Raw genomic sequence first — 17660 nt, 5'->3', positions numbered from 1 at the left:
GGAATCTAGACCGTCCCGCCGCCTGCCCTGGCGGCGCAGTCCCTGGCGAACTGCGGCAGTTTCTCGCCCGGCAGGGCGCGGCTGAAGTACCAGCCCTGCACCAGCAGATCGCCCTCGAAGCCCAGGGCCTGCAACTGCGCCTCGGTCTCCACGCCCTCGGCCACCACGTTCAGCTGCAGCGCCTCGCAAAAGCGCAGCAGGCCGTCCAGCACCAGCTCGCCCTTGGCATGGCCGCTGGCCACGACGAAGCTGCGGTCGATCTTGATGGCATCCACATCGAACTGGTGCAGGTAGCTCATGGACGAGAAGCCGGTGCCGAAGTCATCGATGGACACCTTGGCGCCCAGCGCATGGATCTGCCCTATGGCGCGGCGGATCGCCTCCACGTCGCCCACCATTTCTTCCTCCGTGATCTCCACGCCGACCTGCCCCCTGGCCTGGGCCAGCAGCAGCATCAGGCGCGAGCAGTGCTCGGGCGAGGTCAACGTGGCACCCGACACATTGATGCTGATCGGCATGGCAAAGCCCTCCTGACGCCAGTGCCGGCTCTGGCGCACGGCAGCGCCCGCCACCCACAGGTCCACCTCGCGCATCAGCCCCGCATCGGCCAGCCAGCGCAGGAAACTGCCGGGCTGCTGCAAGCGGCCCTGCGCGTCCCGCGCGCGCAGCAGGGCCTCGCAGCCCAGGCACAGGCCGCTGCGGTGCGAGACCTGGGGCTGGAATTCCAGGTGGAACTCGTACTCGCTGATGCGACGGATATGCGCCAGCATGGTCTCGCGCCGGGCCTGCGCCTGGTGCGCCTGCACCAGCGGATCGCGCACGATCAGCCCGGCCTCTTCGGGCAGGCGCGAGAACGTGGTGTCCAGCGCGTGCAGCACGATGGCACCGTCGTCCTGGCCCAGCCGGTCGATGGCCCGCACGTAGGGCGCATAGATCAGCGCTCCCAGGGCCGTCAATGCCAGTTGCAACACCACGGCCGCCATGTCCCCGCCCGTGCTCACATAGGCATTGAAGACCACGGGCGCAGTCAGCGGCAGCACCATGGAGGCCGGTGCCACCCAGCCGGCCTGCACCACCGTGACGGCCACGACCAGGTTGATGGCGGGTACCGCGAGAAACGGCACGAGCAGGCGCAGGTTCAGGATGATCGGCAGCCCGAACAGCAGGATCTCGTTGACGTTGAGCAAGGAGATGGGCAGCGCCGCCAGCGCCAGCACGCGCAGGCCCCGCCCCCGGCAAAACAGCAGCACGGCAAGCGCCAGCGACAGCGTTGCGCCGGAGCCGCCGATGAAGACGAAGGAGCCCATCAGCCCGCCGCTGAGCGCCCAGGGCGCCTGCAGCCCCTGCGCCATCGCGGCGGCATTGGCCACCACCGCCTGGTCCAGCACCTGGAAGAAGGGCTGCATGGCGTAGTACCCCTGGACGCCGAAGAACCAGAGCACGGAATTGAGCAATGCCAGCGTCAGCCCGCTGCGGTAGGGGGTCTCTGGGCCCGCGATGGCCAGCGGCAGTTCGGCCCGCGTGAGATCCGGCAGCACCTGTTGCAGGCCCAGCAGCAGCAGCACGAGCAGCACGGCGACAAGGGCGCCGGGAACGACGAGGTTCATGACCTCGCGCACGTTCTCGCTCACGAAGCCGGTGCGCGCGATGCGCGTCCAGCGCAGCCGGCTCAGGCGCGCCATCAGGGGCACGGTGATCAGGGGGGAGGCGATGGAGATGAACAGCACCAGGGTGGCCGCCGCGCGCGGATGCTCGCTCAGCAGATAAATGGCCATCTGCACATGCGCGAAGCACAGAAAGGTCACCGGCAGGCGCGGCAGCCGGTGGCGTATGGAGAGCATGTAGCCGATGGATGCGGCCACCAGCAGCGGCAGGATGCTGCCGATCTCCGCGTGCAGGCCCGCAAGCACCCGCACCACGGGTTCGGGCTGGCCGGACATCTGCGCCAGCGCCGACAGGATGAGGAACAGGGCCGAGACCAGCAGACAGGGAACCAGCCAGAGCAGGCCCTCGCGTATGGCCCGCATGGAGTTGGCGCCGGCCAGCCTGGCCAGGCGCTGTGTCAGGAACAGTTGCACGTCCGGAAAGCCGGCCCGTGACGTCTTGTTGCCCATGGCTCCCACCCTTTTCTTCCCGGCAGAAGTCAGGCGCTCCTGTCCGGAGCACATCGTACAACGCCGGCCGCAAAGGGCTGTTGCGGCCTCCAGAGAGCAGGATCAGCCCGTGTTGCGCACCCCGGCCGCGATGCCGTTGATGGACAGGTGGATGCCGGTCTTGATGCGCTCATCGGTCTGGCCAGCGCGCCAGCGGCGCACCAGCTCCACCTGCAGATGGTGCAGCGGATCGATGTAGGGGAAGCGATGGCGTATGGAGCGCGCCAGCGCTTCGTTGTGGGCCAGGCGCTGCTTGTCGCCCGTGATGCGCGCCAGCGCATCGACGGTGCTGTGCCACTCGGCCTCGATGGCGCTGAAGATGCGCCGGCGCAGGCGCGCGTCCGGCACCAGGTCGGCATAGCGCGAGGCCAGGTTCAGGTCGCTCTTGGCCAGCACCATGTCCATGTTGGACAGCAGGGTACGGAAGAACGGCCACTGGCGGTACATCTTCTGCAGCAGGGCCAGCTGGGCCTTGCCATCCTTGCCCGGCTGGTCGATGAAGGCCTTAACCGCGGCGCCAAAGCCGTACCAGCCCGGCAGCGTGAGCCGGCACTGGCCCCAGCTGAAGCCCCAGGGAATGGCGCGCAGGTCCTCGATCTTCTGCGAGGGCTTGCGCGAGGCCGGGCGCGAGCCGATGTTCAGCTCGGCAATCTCGCGGATGGGCGTGCTGCTGAAGAAGTAGCTGGTGAAGCCGGGGGTCTCGTACACCAGGGCGCGGTAGGCGCCCATGCTGGCGTCGGACAGGAAGGCCGCCGCATCCAGGAAGGCGCGCGTGGCCGGCTTGGTCGGCTGCAGCAGCGTGGCCTCCAGCGTGGCGGCCACCAGGGTCTCCAGGTTGCGCCGGCCGATCTCGGGGTTGGCGTACTTGGAGGCGATCACCTCGCCCTGCTCGGTCAGGCGGATCTGGCCACGCACCGTGCCCGGAGGCTGGGCCAGGATGGCCTGGTAGCTGGGGCCGCCGCCCCGGCCCACGGTGCCGCCGCGGCCATGGAACATGCGCAGGCTGATGCCATGGCTGTCGGCCAGCTCGTCGAACAGCTCGACCAGCGAGATCTCGGCGCGGTACAGCTCCCAGTTGCTGGTGAAGATGCCGCCGTCCTTGTTGCTGTCGCTGTAGCCCAGCATGATGTCCTGCTCGCCGCCGCTGCGCTGCACCATGGCCGCCACGCCGGGCAGCTGGAAGTAGCGGCGCATGATGGGCGAGGCGCTGCGCAGGTCGCCAATGGTCTCGAACAGCGGCACGACGATCACGTCGCAGATGGCGCCGTCGTCCAGCGTGCCGCGCAGCAGCCCGGCCTCCTTTTGCAGCAGCAGCACTTCCAGCAGGTCGCTGACCGACTCGGTGTGGCTGATGATGCAGTGGCGTATGGCCTCGGCGCCCAGGGCCGCGCGCAGGCGGCGCGCGGTCTCGAAGATGGCCAGTTCGCCGCGCGCATGCTCGGAATAGTCGGCGCCCACCACGCGCAGCGGCCGCGCCTCTTCCAGCAGGCGCACCAGCAAGGCGCACTTGGCGTCTTCCTGCAGGCCCGAGTAGTCGGGCTCCAGGCGCGCGGCAGCCAGCAGCTCGGCCACCACTTCCTCATGCTTGTCCGAGCTTTGGCGCAGGTCCACCGTGGCCAGGTGGAAACCGAAGACCTGCACGGCGCGCATCAGCGGGCGCAGGCGCTGGGGCGCCAGCACCTCGCCGTGGTTGCGGCTCAGGGAATCATCGATGACGCGCAGGTCGGCCAGGAATTCCTCGGGCGAGGCATAGGCGTTCTGCGGCGCCACGGCATGGCGCGCGGCCTCGCCGCCGGTCAGCCCCTTGAGCGTGGCCGCCAGGCGCGCGTAGATGCCGGTGAGCGCGCGGCGGTAGGGCTCGTCGGAGCGGTGCTCGTTGGTGTCGGGCGAGCGCTCTGCCAGGGCCTGCATCTCGGTGGACACATCGGTCAGGCGCTGGGACAGCGACAGCTCGCCGCCCAGGTAGTGCACCTCGCGAAGATAGTGGCGCAGCGCCACGTCGGCCTGGCGCGACAGCGCCAGCTCCAGGCTCTGGGCCGTCACATTGGGGTTGCCGTCACGGTCGCCGCCGATCCAGTGGCCCATGCGCAGGAAGCTGTGCACGGGAAGGGTGTTGCCCAGCTCCTGCTCCAGTTGCGCATACAGCTTGGGGATCTCGCGCAGGAAGGTGGCTTCGTAGTAGGACAGCGCGTTTTCGATCTCGTCGGCCACGGTGAGCTTGGAGTAGCGCAGCAGGCGCGTCTGCCACAGCTGGCTGACGCGGGCGCGCAGCTGGGCCTCGTTGCGCTCCAGTTCGCGCGGGGTGAGCGCGTCCTTGGCGCTGTTGTACAGCTGGGCGCGGGCCACGATGTCCTCGCGCGCGGCCAGCAGTTGGGAGATGTCGCGCTCGGCCACCAGAATGCTCTGGCGCTGCACTTCCGTGGGGTGGGCCGTGAGCACGGGTGCCACATAGCTCTTGGCCAGCGTCTGCGCCACGGTGCCGGCCGAGATGCCGGCCCAGCGCAGCCGCGCCAGCGCCACTTCGATGCTGCCCTCCTGCGTATTGCCCGCGCGCTCGTGCACGGCGCGGCGGCGGATGTGGTGGCGGTCCTCGGCCAGGTTGGCCAGATGGCTGAAATAGGTGAAGGCGCGGATCACGCTCACCGTCTGGTCCGTCGTCAGGCCCTTGAGCAGACGCTTGAGCGCGCGGTCGGCGGTCTCGTCGGCATCGCGGCGGAAGGTCACCGACAGCTGGCGCACCTGCTCGATCAGCTCGAAGGCCGCCACGCCTTCCTGCTCGCGGATCACATCGCCCAGAATGCGCCCCAGCAGGCGTATGTCCTCGATCAGCGGCAGGTCCTTGTCCGTCTTGCGGACAGGCTTGTCATCACGCCTGTCATCTCGCGCATTGCTCTTGCGGGGGGCGGTGGCCATCAACGAATCTCCTGGAATCGGTCAGCGTATCGGTTTGCTTGGGCTTCGGTCCTGGTGCCGGGTTTACTGCGGCGCAGCATGCTAGCATCCCGCGCTCCCCCCGAGGCACCTGATGAACACCAAACCACTTCTCCCCCACTCCATCGTGATCGCCACGCGCGAGAGCCAGCTGGCACTGTGGCAGGCCGAGCATGTCCAGGCGCTGCTGCGCGCCCGGGGGCATGAAGTGGAATTGCTGGGTATGACCACCAAGGGCGACCAGATCCTGGACCGCACGCTGTCCAAGGTGGGCGGCAAGGGCCTGTTCGTCAAGGAGCTGGAAGTGGCGCTGGAAGAAGGACGCGCCCACATCGCCGTGCACTCGCTCAAGGACGTGCCCATGGAGTTGCCCGAAGGCTTTGTGCTGGCCTGCGTGATGGAGCGCGAAGACCCGCGCGACGCTTTTGTCTCCAATCGCTACGCCACGCTGGCCGAGCTGCCGCAGGGCGCCGTCGTCGGCACATCGAGCCTGCGCCGCCAGGCACTGCTGCAGGCCCTGCGCCCCGACCTGAAGATAGAGCCGCTGCGCGGCAACGTGAACACCCGCCTGCGCAAGCTGGACGAAGGCCACTACGACGCCATCGTGCTGGCCGCCGCAGGCCTGATGCGCCTGGGCCTGGCCGACCGCATCCGCGCCAGGTTCGAGCCCACCGGCATGCTGCCGGCCGCAGGCCAGGGCGCGCTGGGCATCGAGGTGCGCGCCGACCGCCAGGACCTGATCGACGCGCTGGCCCCGCTGGCCCACCAGACCACCTGGCTGACCGTGACCGCCGAGCGCGCCGTCAGCCGCTGCATGGGCGGCAGCTGCTCCATGCCGCTGGCGGCGCACGGCACATTCGACGGCCAGCAACTGCGCCTGGACGCAGCCTGGGGAGACCCGGAAGGCCGGCTGCCGCTGGTGCAGGTGCACGCCGACGCCACCGTCACCGACTTCGCCAGCGCCGACGCGCTGGGCCAGCACGTGGCTGCGCTGCTGCAGGCGGCGGGCGCCCAACCGGCCCCCAAGCTCTAGACGGCACGCCCACATGCCACCGCGCATACTCGTCACCCGCCCGGCCCATGACGCAGCCGCGTGGGTGGATGCGCTGCAGGCTCGTGGCCTGCCGGCCCAGCCGCTGGCGCTGATGGCCATAGGCCCCTGCCGCGATGCGACCACGCAACAGGCCTTGCAGGCCGCCCGCAACGCGCTGCGCGAAGGCCGGGGCTACCGCGCCGTGATGTTCGTCAGCGGCAATGCCGTCCAGCATTTCTTCGGCACCGACCCCGCACGGCTTCCGGCCTCCACCCGCGCCTGGACGCCCGGCCCCGGCACCGCCCAGGCGCTGCTGGCCCTGGGCATTGCGCCAGCACAGATCGACGGCCCGCCACCGGACGCCGCCCAGTTCGAATCCGAAACGCTATGGCAGCGCGTGCATGACCAGATCCATGCGGGCGACCGCGTGCTCATCGTGCGCGGCGACAGCCAGGCACGAGCGCCCAGGACCGTGCCGGCCACGGCAGGCGCCGGCCGCGATTGGCTGGCCGCCCGACTGCGCGAGGCAGGTGCCCAGGTCGAAATGCTGGCCGTCTACCAGCGCGAACTGCCTGCCTGGGATGCAGCCCAGACGGCACTGGCACGCCAGGCGGCCGAAGATGGCTCGCTCTGGCTGCTCAGCAGCGCCGAATCCGTTGCCAACCTGCAACAGCTCCTGCCGGGCCAATCGTGGCAAAAGGCGCGAGCGCTTGCTACGCACGAGCGAATCGCCGCCCAGGCCAGACAACTGGGATTCGGATATGTCAAGCAATGTCGGCCGGCTCTGGAGGACGTGGTTGCGTCGATAGAATCGACGCCATGAGTTCCGACGCAGCGCAAGACCGCCCCACCCCGCAGGACCTGACGCCCCCAGCCTCCGCCGCAGCATTCGCTGCCGGCTCCGCCCAAAGCAGCCCCGCTGCAGACCTGCGCAGCGGCTCCTCTGCCCTGGTCCTGGGCGTGGGCGCCGTGGCCGTGGCGGCGCTCATTGCCTGCGGCATGCTCTGGCAGCGCCTGGGCAATATCCAGGAACAATTGGCCCGCCAGTCCGCGCAGTCCGGCTCCCAGTCGGTCGAAGCCCGCACCCTGGCGCGCGACGCCCAGGACCTGGCCCGCGACAGCGCGGCGCGCACCTCGGTCATGGAAGCGCGCATTGCCGAGCTGTCGCTGCAGCGCACGCAGCTCGACGAACTCCTGCAAAGCATGTCGCGCTCGCGCGACGAGAATCTGGTGGTGGACATAGATTCCTCCATCCGCCTGGCCCAGCAGCAGGCCGAGCTGTCCGGCAGCCTGCAGCCACTGGTGGCCACGCTCAAGAACGCCCGCCAGCGCATAGAGCGCGCCGCACAGCCCCGTCTGGCTCCCGTGATGCGGGCGCTGGACCGCGACCTGGAGCGGCTGGCCCGCATGAGCGTGACCGACACCGCCGGCCTGCTCACGCGCATCGAAGACCTGGTGCGCCTGGTCGACGAGATGCCCTTGCTCAACGCCGTGGCCCAGCCACGCGCCAGCCGCCATCGCGGCGTGGCCGGCCAGACGGCCCGCCAGCCCGAGCCCGCCCCCATCGAGGGCAGCCCCACCGAGTGGAGCTGGTGGCAGTCCTGGGGCGAGCGCGGCTGGACGGCCGTGCGCGAAGAGGCCCAGGACCTGCTGCGCGTCAGCCGCATCGACCACCCGGATGCCATCTTGCTGGCGCCCGAGCAGGCCTATTTCCTGCGCGAGAACCTCAAGCTCAAGCTGCTGAACTCGCGCCTGGCCCTGCTGTCGCGCCAGTGGGATGCGGCGCGTGCCGACCTGGCCGCCTCGGGCATGGCCGTGAACAAATACTTCGATCCTGCCGCGCGCCGCACCCAGATCGTGCAGGCCCAGCTGCAGCAGATCCAGGCCAATCTGCGCACCACCGAACAGCCTGCGCTGCAGGAAACCCTGGCGGCGCTGGCAACGGCCGCCGCAGGCCGCTGAGCAGCCGGGAGACAGACGAATGCGCGCTGCACTGTGGTTGATCGGTTTGTTCGGCATGGCCGTTGCGGCCGCCTTGTTCGCGGGCTCCAACCAGGGCACGGTGACCCTGTTCTGGGCGCCTTACCGGCTGGACCTGTCCCTGAACCTGGCCATTGCCATCATCGTGCTGGCCTTCGTGCTGCTGTATGCCGCGCTGCGCGCCCTGGCCGCGCTGCTGCAGATGCCGCACCAGGCGCGGCGCTGGCGCAGCCAGCAAAAAGAGCGCGCCATGCACCACAGCCTGCTGGAAGCCCTGTCGCACCAGCAGGCCGGCCGCTTCCTGCGCGCACGCAAGTCGGCACTGGCCGCCCTGGCGATGGAGGAGTCCCTGGCCGAGGCCCATGCCGCCGTGCCACACGGCACGCGGCTGCGTGCGGCCGCCCACATGGTGGCCGCCGATGCCTCCCACGCCCTGCAGGACAGCCCGCAGCGCGACCACCACTGGCGCGAAGTCCTGGCCAATGCACCGGCCCAGGGCAATGCCCAGGAGCAGGAAATGCGCGAAGGCGCCCAGATGCGCGCCGCGCGCTGGGCCCTGGACGACCGCGACGCAGCTGATGCGCTGCGCCGCCTGGCCGAACTGCCCCAGGGCGCGGCACGCCGCACGATTGCGCTGCGCATCCGCCTGAAGGCCTCGCGCCTGGCCGGCCAGACATCGACGGCGCTGGACACGGCGCGCCTGCTGGCCAAGCACCGCGCCTTCTCGCCAGCGGCCGCCGCCAGCGTGGTGCGCGGCCTGGTGCTGGAGAGCATCAACGAGGCACGCGACACCACGCAGCTGCAGCACTTCTGGCTGTCGCTGGACGGTGAGGAACGTGCCATGCCCGAGATCGCGCTGCCGGCCGCATCGCGCCTCATGGCCCTGGGCGGCGAGGCCGCGCAGGCCCGCGCCTGGCTGCTGCCCGTGTGGGAACGCCTGCTGTCCCATGCCGGCCCGCGCAGCGAATCGCATCTGCCGCGCCTGGTCCAGGTGCTGGAGCCCTGCCTGGACGGCCTGGACGGCACCTGGCTGGCACGCATCGAGGCGGCCACCAACAGCCATCCGCGCGAACCCCGCCTGCAATACCTGGCCGGCATGGCCTGCGTGCAGCGCCAGCTCTGGGGCAAGGCCCAGCAACTGCTGCTGCGCGCTGCGCCCCATCTGCAGGAAAGCGCACTGCGCACCCGTGCCTGGCAGCGCCTGGCCCTGATGGCCGAGCACCGGGGCGATGCCGACGCAGCCGCCGCCGCCTGGAAGCAAGCGGCGCAGGCCGTGGTCATGCTGCCCGCCGATCCCGCCCGGCCCTGAACTCCTGCAGCCCGGGGGTACCACGGGTGCTGCGGCCTTCATCTTTTTTGAATTGAGCCGTCAATACCGCTGAACTCTTTTGGATTTGCTGCTTCCTACACTGCACGTTGTCCGCAGTGCACGAAGTTCTCGCAGAGCGCACCGCACCCTTTTTGCCATCCAGGGCCCCTTCACAGGGGCCCTGAACGGTTCCAAAGCCTGCCGCCATCCATGACAGAGTCCTCAGCCCGCGCCAACGCGCCAGCAAAATCCTCCTCCAGAGCCACGCGCTATACCGGCGTGGCCATGGCCGCCCACTGGGTGCTGGCCCTGGGCCTGATCGCCGCCCTGGGCCTGGGCTGGTACATGACCGGCCTGCCGTTCTCCCCTTCGCGCCTGAAGCTGTACAACTGGCACAAGTGGCTGGGCGTCACGCTTTTGACGCTGAGCCTGCTGCGCCTGCTCTGGCGCCTCACCCACCGCCCGCCCGAGCTGCCGCCCGCCGTGGCCCGTGCCATGCCGCAATGGCAGCACTGGGCCCACAACGGCACCCACCACGCCATGTACCTGCTGTTCTTCGCCGTGCCCCTGCTGGGCTGGGCCTACAGCTCGGCGGCCGGCTTTCCCATCGTCTTCCTCGGCATGCTGCCCCTGCCTGACTTCGTGAGCGCCAGCCCCGAACTGGCGGAAACCCTCAAGCCCCTGCACGGCTGGGCGGCCTGGGCCCTGGTCGTGCTGATTGCCATGCATGTGGGCGCCGCCCTCAAGCACCAGTTCATCGACCGCGACGGCCTGATCTCCCGCATGCTGCCGGGCCGCGCCTGAACCTTTCGCCAACCTCTCGCCAGCCAGGGCCGTTGTCCATCCGGCCCCAGCCACCCCCTGACCGGACCTTCCCGACCCCTAGGAGTCTCGCCATGCGCTTTTCCTCCACGCTGACCACCATCGCCCTGGCCGCTGCGGCCCTGGCTTCCCAAGCGGCACTGGCCGAGCAAAAGCTCGTGCCCGCCCAGAGCGCCGTGAACTTCACGGCCAAGCAGATGGGCGTGCCCCTGCAGGGCCACTTCAAGAAGTTCGATGCCCAGGTCCAGTTCGACACGGCCAAGCCCGACACCAGCAAGATCCGCTTCACCGTGGACACCGGCAGCGCCACCATGGGCGCCAAGGAAACCGACGCCGAACTGCCCAAGGCGGATTGGTTCAACGTCGCCAAATTCCCGCAGGCCGTGTTCGACTCCACCGCCGTCAAGGCGCTGGGCAGCGGCAAGTACCAGGTGGACGGCAAGCTCAGCATCAAGGGCCAGGTCCAGAACGTGAGCATTCCCGTGCAACTGGCCCAGTCCGGCACCACGACCACGGCCACCGGCACGCTGCCGCTCAAGCGCCTGCAATTCAAGATCGGCGAAGGCGAATGGGGCGATACCTCCATGGTGGCCGACGAGGTGCAGGTGCAGTTCAAGCTGGCATTGACTGGCGTGGGCAAGCTGTAAGCCGCGTCCCTGCCCAAGATCGGCCATTTTCTTTCCCGTTTCGTGCAACCCCAACCTAGGAGTTCTTTCATGCGCACTTCCGTGTTTGCCCTGGCCATTGCCGGCCTGTTCGCCACCGCTGTCCAGGCTGCTCCCGCAACCTACGCCATCGACCCGACGCACACCTTCGCCACGTTCGAGATCGACCACAACGGCGCCTCGACCAACCGCGTGCGCTTCGACAAGAAGAGCGGCACCGTGGAATTCGACCGTGACGCCAAGGCCGGCAAGGTCGAAGTCGTGCTGGAAATGGAATCGCTGAGCTCGGGCACCGCCGCCTTCGACAAGCACCTCAAGAGCGCCGACATCTTCAACGTGGCCAAGTTCCCCCAGGCCAAGTTCGTCTCCGACAAGTTCGTCTTCGACGGCGACAAGCTCAAGGAAGTCACCGGCCACCTGACCATCCTGGACAAGACCCAGCCCGTGACCATCAAGGCCAACAAGTTCACCTGCTACCCCAACGCCATGCTGCAAAAGCGTGAGACCTGCGGCGGCGACTTCGAAGCCGTGATCGACCGCACCGCCTTCGGCGTGAACTACGGCGTGGACTATGGCTTCCCCAAGCAAGTGCGCCTGGTGATGTCCATCGAAGCGGTCAAGCAGCAGTAAACCCGCATCCGCCGCAGTGCCTTTCAGGGCGCTGCCGCCCAAAGCCCGTGATCCGCAAGCCGGTCACGGGCTTTTTTTTGCCTTTTCTGAATTCCCGGAAAAGACCTTGCCAATGCCCTCCATTCGCACCCGCTCCACAGAGGAACAGCGGGCACATTGGCGGCCTTTGCAAATGCATCAAATTGATAGCGATTTCACGGTCATTGAGAAGTCGCAGCATAACGATTCCTCGATATCGATAGATACAAATAGACATACTCCAAAAAACTTACTTTAAATTTCATTTTCCGATCACTCCCTGGCATTCACCCATGAAGCAGATCTCCATTGCCCCCGCCGTTGTCGCCGCCATTGCCGCCCATTCATTCCCAATGGCCGCCAATGCCCAAAGCATCACGGTCGCTCCGGCTGCCGCCGTCGCGGCAACCGCGATTCCGGTGGACAACCCTTGGAGTCTGTTGGCCCTTGCCATAGGGCTGGCCATGGCCGCCTGGCTGGTGCTGCGCAACCGGCAGCACCGGGCGCTCTTCATGGCGCTGTGCACCAGCGCCATCGTGTGCGCCACTTTGTGGCACAGCCCCGATCTGCGTGCCCAATTGACGGGCAGCTTTACCAACCCGGCGGGCGAGACACGGCCATTGCTCGTTGCGCAAATTGTCAATGGCGGCAATATCAATGGATTTTCTGCAGAAGATTTCACCAATGATTCCGGTGTGGCACTCAAAATCACCGCCATTCAGCCACCGAATTTGAATCAGTGTTTTCCCTCGGGCTTCACCCATCTCATGCCGCCAGGGGCACCGCCCGCATCGCCCCCGCCTCTTTGCGCCGTGGGCAACACCATTGCGACCAATGGCACATGCCGGGTGAATGTGGAAACCATTTGCCGAGCCGAGGCAGCCCAGGCCACGGCTGGCGCCAGCCCCACCACGCTCAGCGTTCCCGGCGCCGGCCTGTCATTTGCCGCAGGCAGCACCGGCACGGTGAACGTCAGCAACAGCGGCGGTTCGGCAGCGCTCAATGTGCAGGCCACCATTCCCGCAGGCAGCGGCATCACCATCTCCTCCAACAGCTGCGCGGCAACGCTGCCTGCGGGCTCCAGCTGCGCCATCACCCTGACGGCACCCGCAGCGGAAGGCCCGACCACCGTCAGCATTGCCGGCAGCAACGCCGCAGCCACCACCACCCCGGTCACCGTGACAGGTGGCCCGGCCCCGACCACCACGCTGAGCATTCCCGCCACGCCGCTGTCGTTTGCGGCGGGCAGCACGGGATCGGTGACCATCACCAACAGCGGCGGCGCAAATGCGCTCAATGTGCAGGCCAGCATTCCTGCGGGCAGTGGCATCACGGTGTCCAACACCACCTGCCCTGCCGCCCTGGCACCCTCTGCCAACTGCACGATCACGTTGACCGCGCCCTCGGCGGAAGGCCCGACCGCCATCGGCTTCGGCGGCAGCAACACGCCGGCCACGACGATGCCTGTCACGGTGACGAACCCCGTCACGCCGACTACGCTGAGCATGCCCAGCACCCCCGTGTCCTTCGACACCGGCGGTGCAGGTTCGGTCACCATCACCAACAGCGGAAGCGCACCCGCGTTCAACGTACAGGCCAGCATTCCGGTCGGAAGCGGCATCACGGTGTCCAACACCACCTGCTCTGCCATCCTGGCCCCCTCGGCCAACTGCACGATCACACTGACAGCGCCTGCTGCCGAAGGCCCGACCAACATCAGCTTTGGCGGCAGCAATACGCCCACCACGACCGTGCAGGTCACGGTGACGGTGCCCGTTCCCACGACCACGCTCTCGATACCCAGCGCTCCGCTGTCGTTCGCTGCGGGCGGTTCGACAACGGTCCTCATCAGCAACACTGGCGCTTCTGCGGCCTTCAACGTGACCGCCACGGCGCCAGCCGGTAGCGGAATCACCGTGCAGTCGAACACGTGCGGTGCCGCACTCGCCTCTTTGGCCAGCTGCGGCATCACCCTGACTGCGGCCGCCGCCGAAGGCCCCACGGCCATCAGCTTCGGCGGCAGCAATACGCTGGCCACGACCGTGCCGGTCACGGTGACGGCGCCCGTCACGCCGACCACGCTGGGCATGTCCACCACGCCCGTGTCGTTCAACACAGGGACAACGGGCTCGGTGACCATCACCAACAACGGTGGGGCCCCTGCGCTCGACGTTCAGGCCACGATTCCGGCAGGCAGCGGCATCACGGTGTCGGCCAACACCTGTGGTTCATCGCTGGCAGCGGGGGCCAATTGCATCATCACGCTGACCGCAAGCGCAGCGGAAGGTCCTACGCCGGTCAGCTTTGCGGGCAGCAACACGTCTGCCACGACCGTGCCATTCACGGTGACGGCGCCCAGCACCACGACCACGCTGGGAATCTCCGCATCGACCCTGACGATTGCTCCTGGCGGCACGGGCTTCGTGACCATCACCAACACGGGATCGAATGCCGCCGCCAATATCGGCGCCACCATCCCCGGCGGCAGTGGGCTGTCCGTTTCCGGCAACACCTGCGGGCTGTCGCTGCCGGCCGGGGTGACTTGCACGGTGACCTTCACCGCAGGTTCGGACGAGGGGCCGACCAATGTCACCATCCAGGGCAGCAACACCGACACCGCAGCCTTGTCGATCACGGTCTCGGGTTCCATCGACATTGGCGCCTACCACCTCGATGGCAGCTGTGGTGTGCTTGGCGTCCTTGGCCCCGGCTTCACCCTCACGGCAGGCTCTGCGCCGCTTCCCGTCGGCACCACGGTGACCATCATCGGTTCGGGAGTCGCCAACATCGGTGTGTTCAGTGTGACGGGAGGCACAGCCAGCGTGTCGGTACTTTCCGCAACCTCCCGCCAGGTCACCCTGACCTCGGCACTGCCGGCTGGGGCGACGATCGCGTTCAGAACCACGCTGTCCATCAGCGTCGCCTTCACGCTGAATGGCTCGACGACGCTGCCCAACGGCTATGCGGGCACAGGCGGGAAGCCCGCTGGCAGCGTGAGTTCCACGCTCGTTCTCTGCAGCGCCACCTGATTGCAGGCGCTGCGGCAATACCCGGAAACCTCAGCGTCGGCAAGGCGGGGCCTCGAAGGCCCCGCCTTTTTTCTGTCCATCCCGCACCACGCCCGCCAGCCGGCGCACCCCTTGCTCTATGGCCTGCGGCTGCAGGCTCGCATAACCCAGGACCAACCCGGCGCAGGACTGGCGGCGATGGGCATCGCCGGCCGCATAGAGCGGCGAGATGGGGCGAACGCCCACGCCACGCTCTCGCGCCAACCGCACCAGGGCAATCTCATCGCGCTGATGCACGGCAGGCACCCAGGCCACCACATGCAGGCCGGAGGCCGAGCCTTCGACCTGCACCGCGCCCGGCAGGTGCCGCTCCAGCGCCTGCAGCAATGCCGCCCGCCGGCCTTCGTTGCGACGGCGGGCAGCGCGCACATGGCGCTCGTAGCTGCCGTCCTCGATCAGCGCGGCCAGCACCAGCTGGTCCAGGCGCGGCGCATGCCGGTCGGCCAGCCGCCGGGCTTCCCGGAACACGGGCACCAGGGACGGCGGCAGCACCAGGTAGCCCATGCGCATCTGCGGCGACAAGGCCTTGGAGAAAGTGCCGACATGGATGACGCAACCCACCTCGTCAATGGACTGCAGGGCGTCGATGGGGCGCAGCCCGTAGCGGAATTCGCCGTCGTAGTCATCCTCCAGAATCCAGGCACCCGTGGCGCGCGCCCAGGCCAGCAGTTGCTGCCTGCGGCCTATGGGCAGCACGCCGCCCAGCGGAAACTGGTGCGAGGGCGTGACATAGGCCAGCCGCGCCTGGCGCCCGGCCAGCGCCGAGGTATCCAGGCCCTGTTCATCGACGGCCATTTCCTGCAGGCATGCGCCCTGGGCCTCGAACACGCGGCGCGCCATCAGGTAGCAGGGCTCTTCCATCAGCACGGTCTCGCCCGGATCGACCAGCACGCGTGCGCACAGGTCGATGGCCTGCTGCGAGCCCTGCACCACCACGATCTGATCGGCCGAACAGACAAGCCCCCGCGCCCGGCGCAGATAGCCTTGCAGCGCCATGCGCAGCGCCGGCTCGCCTTCGGGCGCGTCGTAGGACAGGGAAGACTGGCGCTGCACGATGGCGCGGTTGTAGGCGCGCCGCCAGGCCAGCGTAGGAAAGTCGTCAAAGGCCAGGGCGCCGTAGAGAAAGTCGATCGGGGCCGGCCCACCATCGCCTGCTGCCGGTGGCAGGGCTGACGCCAGCGCATCCACCCGCTGCCCATAGGAAGACAGGCGGGATCGGCAATCCTGCGCCGCAGCCGCAATGCGGGGCGCGCGGCTGCGCTGCTCCGCGCCAGCTGCCACGCGCGCCCGGGCGCCCTGTGCAGTCTCCAGATAGCCCTCGGCCGCAAGCTGCTCGTAGGCCGCCGTGATGGTGGTGCGCGACACCCCCAGGTCCAGCGCCAGCGCGCGGGTGGAAGGCAGGCGCGCGCCCACGGCCAGGCTGCCGTCGGCCATCTGGGATTTCAGCCATTCGTGGATGCGGCGGGCGCTGGGCGCTGCCCCGGTATCGGCGGCGAAATGGGACTTCAACTGGTCTGCCAAAAAATCACAAAACTGGATTTTTCATTGTGCCAGGGATGGTGGATAGTCCGGTTTCCCCCGATGCCGGCACACCAGCCCAGGAAGCGCCCATGTACACGCCCGCCCATTTCTCCCTCACCGATTCCGACAGCCTGCAGGGCCTGATCCGCAGCCACCCCCTGGGCATGCTCGTCACCCAGGCCAACGGCGTGCTGGACGCCAACCACCTGCCGTTCCTGCTGGATGCGGCCCCAGGGGAGATGGGCACGCTGAGCGCCCATGTGGCCCGCGCCAATCCGCTGTGGCAGCAGTGCCGCGACGGCGCCGAGGTGCTGGTCGTTTTCCGTGGCGCCGAAGGCTATATCTCGCCCAGCTGGTATCCAAGCAAGCACGAGACGCACCGCCTGGTGCCCACCTGGAACTACGAGGCCGTGCATGTGCACGGGCAAATCAGCATCCATGACGACGAGAGATTCGTGCGCGGCCTGGTCGGGCGGCTCACGCGGGTCCATGAGGCATCGCTGGCCCAGCCCTGGAAGATGTCCGACTCGCCGCGTGAATTCATCGACGGCATGCTGCAGGCCATCGTCGGCCTGCAGATCCGCATCACCCGCCTGGAGGGCAAGGCCAAGCTCAGTCAGAACCGGCAGGCCCGCGACCTGGAAGGCGCCATCGGCGCGCTTCGCGAGCGCGGACAGGAGCCGCTGGCCGGTGCCATGGATGCAGCGCCGCGCATCTAGCGCCAGCCGTCCTCACACAGATTGCCAACCACCGATGTACACATCCACCTTTACCTTCGCGCCGGGCGAATACGACGCGCCATTCCATGCCCTTGACGGCCGGATTGCCGAGATCGCCCGCGCCATCCCCGGCTACCTGGGCGAAGAGGCCTGGGAGAACCCCGCCACAGGCCTGGTCTCCAACGTCTACTACTGGCAGACCTGGGAGGCGCTGCAAGAGCTGATGCGCCACCCTGCGCACCTCGAAGCCAAGCGGCAGCAGGCGCGCTGGCTCAAGGGCTACCAGGTGGTGATCGCCCAGGTGGTGGGCAGCTACGGCGATGGCGGGATAGCGCACCCGCTGGCCACCGCTGCGCAAGGCACTGCGCACCCGGCTCGCTGACCGGACCCGCTTTTGGCCCGATGATGGCGGCCATGCGATGGCGTTTTGATCCTGTTTCCCTGGCGTGGGCGGTGGCCCTGTTTGTCTTGCTCGTGCTGCTGGCCACCGTCGGCGCGCACTGGGGCTGGGTGCGCAGCTTCTTTGGCGACGTGATGGCCGTGGCCTGGGTCTATGCCGTGTTCAAGACCGCGATCGCCGCGCGCGTGCTGACGCTGGCATCGGCCGCGCTGTGCGTGGGCCTGCTGGTGGAGCTGGGCCAGTTCCTGGCATCGACCTTCCAGTTGCACATTCCCAACCGAGCGCTGCGCATCGTGCTGGGCAGCACGGCCGACTGGTGGGATGTGCTGGCCTATGTGATGGGTTTTGCAGCCGTGCTGGCGGTGGAGGCTGCGTTCCGTGGCCGCAGGCGTCCCGTCTTCACGGCATAAA

Annotated in this window: 15 protein-coding genes and 1 pseudogene; 12 read left to right on the top strand and 4 right to left on the bottom strand. The window is 68.1% G+C overall.

All coding sequences use genetic code 11. The annotated features are described in order from the left end of the window. Positions 1 to 5: 5 nt before the first annotated feature. Positions 6 to 2114 carry a PTS sugar transporter subunit IIC/EAL domain-containing protein gene (locus tag LGR64_RS19680; RefSeq protein WP_141829457.1) on the bottom strand — a complete coding sequence of 703 codons (2109 nt, stop codon included), beginning with the start codon at positions 2112 to 2114 and terminating at the stop codon, positions 6 to 8. Between the two features lie 102 nt (positions 2115 to 2216). Further along, entirely contained in the window at positions 2217 to 5066 is a 2850-nt protein-coding gene (gene ppc / locus LGR64_RS19675) for a phosphoenolpyruvate carboxylase (RefSeq protein WP_013803627.1), read from the bottom strand. Between the two features lie 112 nt (positions 5067 to 5178). Here ppc and hemC point away from each other — a divergent pair, with 112 nt between their 5' ends. From hemC to LGR64_RS19640, 7 genes are all read left to right on the top strand, one after another. Then, positions 5179 to 6117, top strand: a complete 939-nt coding sequence (gene hemC, locus LGR64_RS19670) for a hydroxymethylbilane synthase (protein WP_013803628.1) — start codon at positions 5179 to 5181, stop codon at positions 6115 to 6117. A 13-nt stretch (positions 6118 to 6130) separates the two neighbouring features. After that, complete coding sequence (locus LGR64_RS19665) at positions 6131 to 6940, top strand: uroporphyrinogen-III synthase (RefSeq protein ID WP_230356674.1); 810 nt, start codon at positions 6131 to 6133, stop codon at positions 6938 to 6940. Continuing rightward, positions 6937 to 8079 (top strand): uroporphyrinogen-III C-methyltransferase, encoded by a 1143-nt coding sequence (locus LGR64_RS19660; RefSeq protein WP_063326880.1) that lies wholly within the window; start codon positions 6937 to 6939, stop codon positions 8077 to 8079. The genes LGR64_RS19665 and LGR64_RS19660 overlap by 4 nt, the downstream gene beginning before the upstream one ends. A 19-nt stretch (positions 8080 to 8098) precedes the next feature. Further along, positions 8099 to 9406 carry a heme biosynthesis HemY N-terminal domain-containing protein gene (locus LGR64_RS19655; protein WP_012204152.1) on the top strand — a complete coding sequence of 436 codons (1308 nt, stop codon included), beginning with the start codon at positions 8099 to 8101 and terminating at the stop codon, positions 9404 to 9406. Positions 9407 to 9616: 210 nt separating this feature from the next. Beyond that, complete coding sequence (locus LGR64_RS19650; RefSeq protein WP_192366948.1) at positions 9617 to 10210, top strand: cytochrome b; 594 nt, start codon at positions 9617 to 9619, stop codon at positions 10208 to 10210. Between the two features lie 92 nt (positions 10211 to 10302). Further along, on the top strand, positions 10303 to 10875 hold the full coding sequence (locus LGR64_RS19645; protein ID WP_230356673.1) for a YceI family protein: 573 nt from the start codon (positions 10303 to 10305) through the stop codon (positions 10873 to 10875). 69 nt (positions 10876 to 10944) lie between these two features. After that, a complete protein-coding gene (locus tag LGR64_RS19640) occupies positions 10945 to 11523 on the top strand; it encodes a YceI family protein (RefSeq protein WP_012204149.1) in 579 nt (192 codons plus the stop codon). On the opposite strand, the gene LGR64_RS19635 is transcribed toward LGR64_RS19640, so the two are convergent. Continuing rightward, positions 11510 to 11743 (bottom strand): hypothetical protein, encoded by a 234-nt coding sequence (locus tag LGR64_RS19635; protein WP_230356670.1) that lies wholly within the window; start codon positions 11741 to 11743, stop codon positions 11510 to 11512. The two genes, LGR64_RS19640 and LGR64_RS19635, sit on opposite strands and share 14 nt — an antisense overlap. Before the next feature lie 91 nt (positions 11744 to 11834). Here LGR64_RS19635 and LGR64_RS28675 point away from each other — a divergent pair. Together LGR64_RS28675 and LGR64_RS19625 are read left to right on the top strand one after the other, a co-directional pair. Further along, positions 11835 to 12338: pseudogene (locus LGR64_RS28675) on the top strand (midcut-by-XrtH protein); the annotation flags it as partial. Between the two features lie 57 nt (positions 12339 to 12395). Continuing rightward, the gene (locus tag LGR64_RS19625; protein WP_230356667.1) at positions 12396 to 14570 is read left to right on the top strand and encodes a beta strand repeat-containing protein; all 2175 of its coding nucleotides are present in this window, start codon (positions 12396 to 12398) and stop codon (positions 14568 to 14570) included. Between the two features lie 30 nt (positions 14571 to 14600). Here LGR64_RS19625 and pdxR read toward each other — a convergent pair whose 3' ends face one another. After that, complete coding sequence (gene pdxR, locus LGR64_RS19620) at positions 14601 to 16118, bottom strand: MocR-like pyridoxine biosynthesis transcription factor PdxR (RefSeq protein WP_230356665.1); 1518 nt, start codon at positions 16116 to 16118, stop codon at positions 14601 to 14603. Between the two features lie 101 nt (positions 16119 to 16219). Here pdxR and LGR64_RS19615 point away from each other — a divergent pair, with 101 nt between their 5' ends. From LGR64_RS19615 to LGR64_RS19605, 3 genes are read left to right on the top strand one after another with little or no spacing between them, the layout of a single operon-like run. Further along, a complete protein-coding gene (locus LGR64_RS19615; RefSeq protein WP_230356661.1) occupies positions 16220 to 16849 on the top strand; it encodes an FMN-binding negative transcriptional regulator in 630 nt (209 codons plus the stop codon). 34 nt (positions 16850 to 16883) lie between these two features. Further along, complete coding sequence (locus tag LGR64_RS19610) at positions 16884 to 17231, top strand: antibiotic biosynthesis monooxygenase family protein (protein WP_230356659.1); 348 nt, start codon at positions 16884 to 16886, stop codon at positions 17229 to 17231. Between the two features lie 20 nt (positions 17232 to 17251). Further along, positions 17252 to 17659: a ribosomal maturation YjgA family protein gene (locus LGR64_RS19605; protein ID WP_230356657.1), complete on the top strand. Its 408-nt coding sequence runs from the start codon at positions 17252 to 17254 to the stop codon at positions 17657 to 17659. The last annotated feature ends 1 nt before the right edge of the window (position 17660 follow it).

Source organism: Delftia sp. Lp-1, assembly GCF_020523835.1.
GTDB classification, from domain to species: domain Bacteria; phylum Pseudomonadota; class Gammaproteobacteria; order Burkholderiales; family Burkholderiaceae_C; genus Comamonas; species Comamonas acidovorans.
The sequence above is the reverse complement of the archived record's forward strand: the minus strand, read 5'-3'. Positions and strand labels throughout refer to the sequence as shown.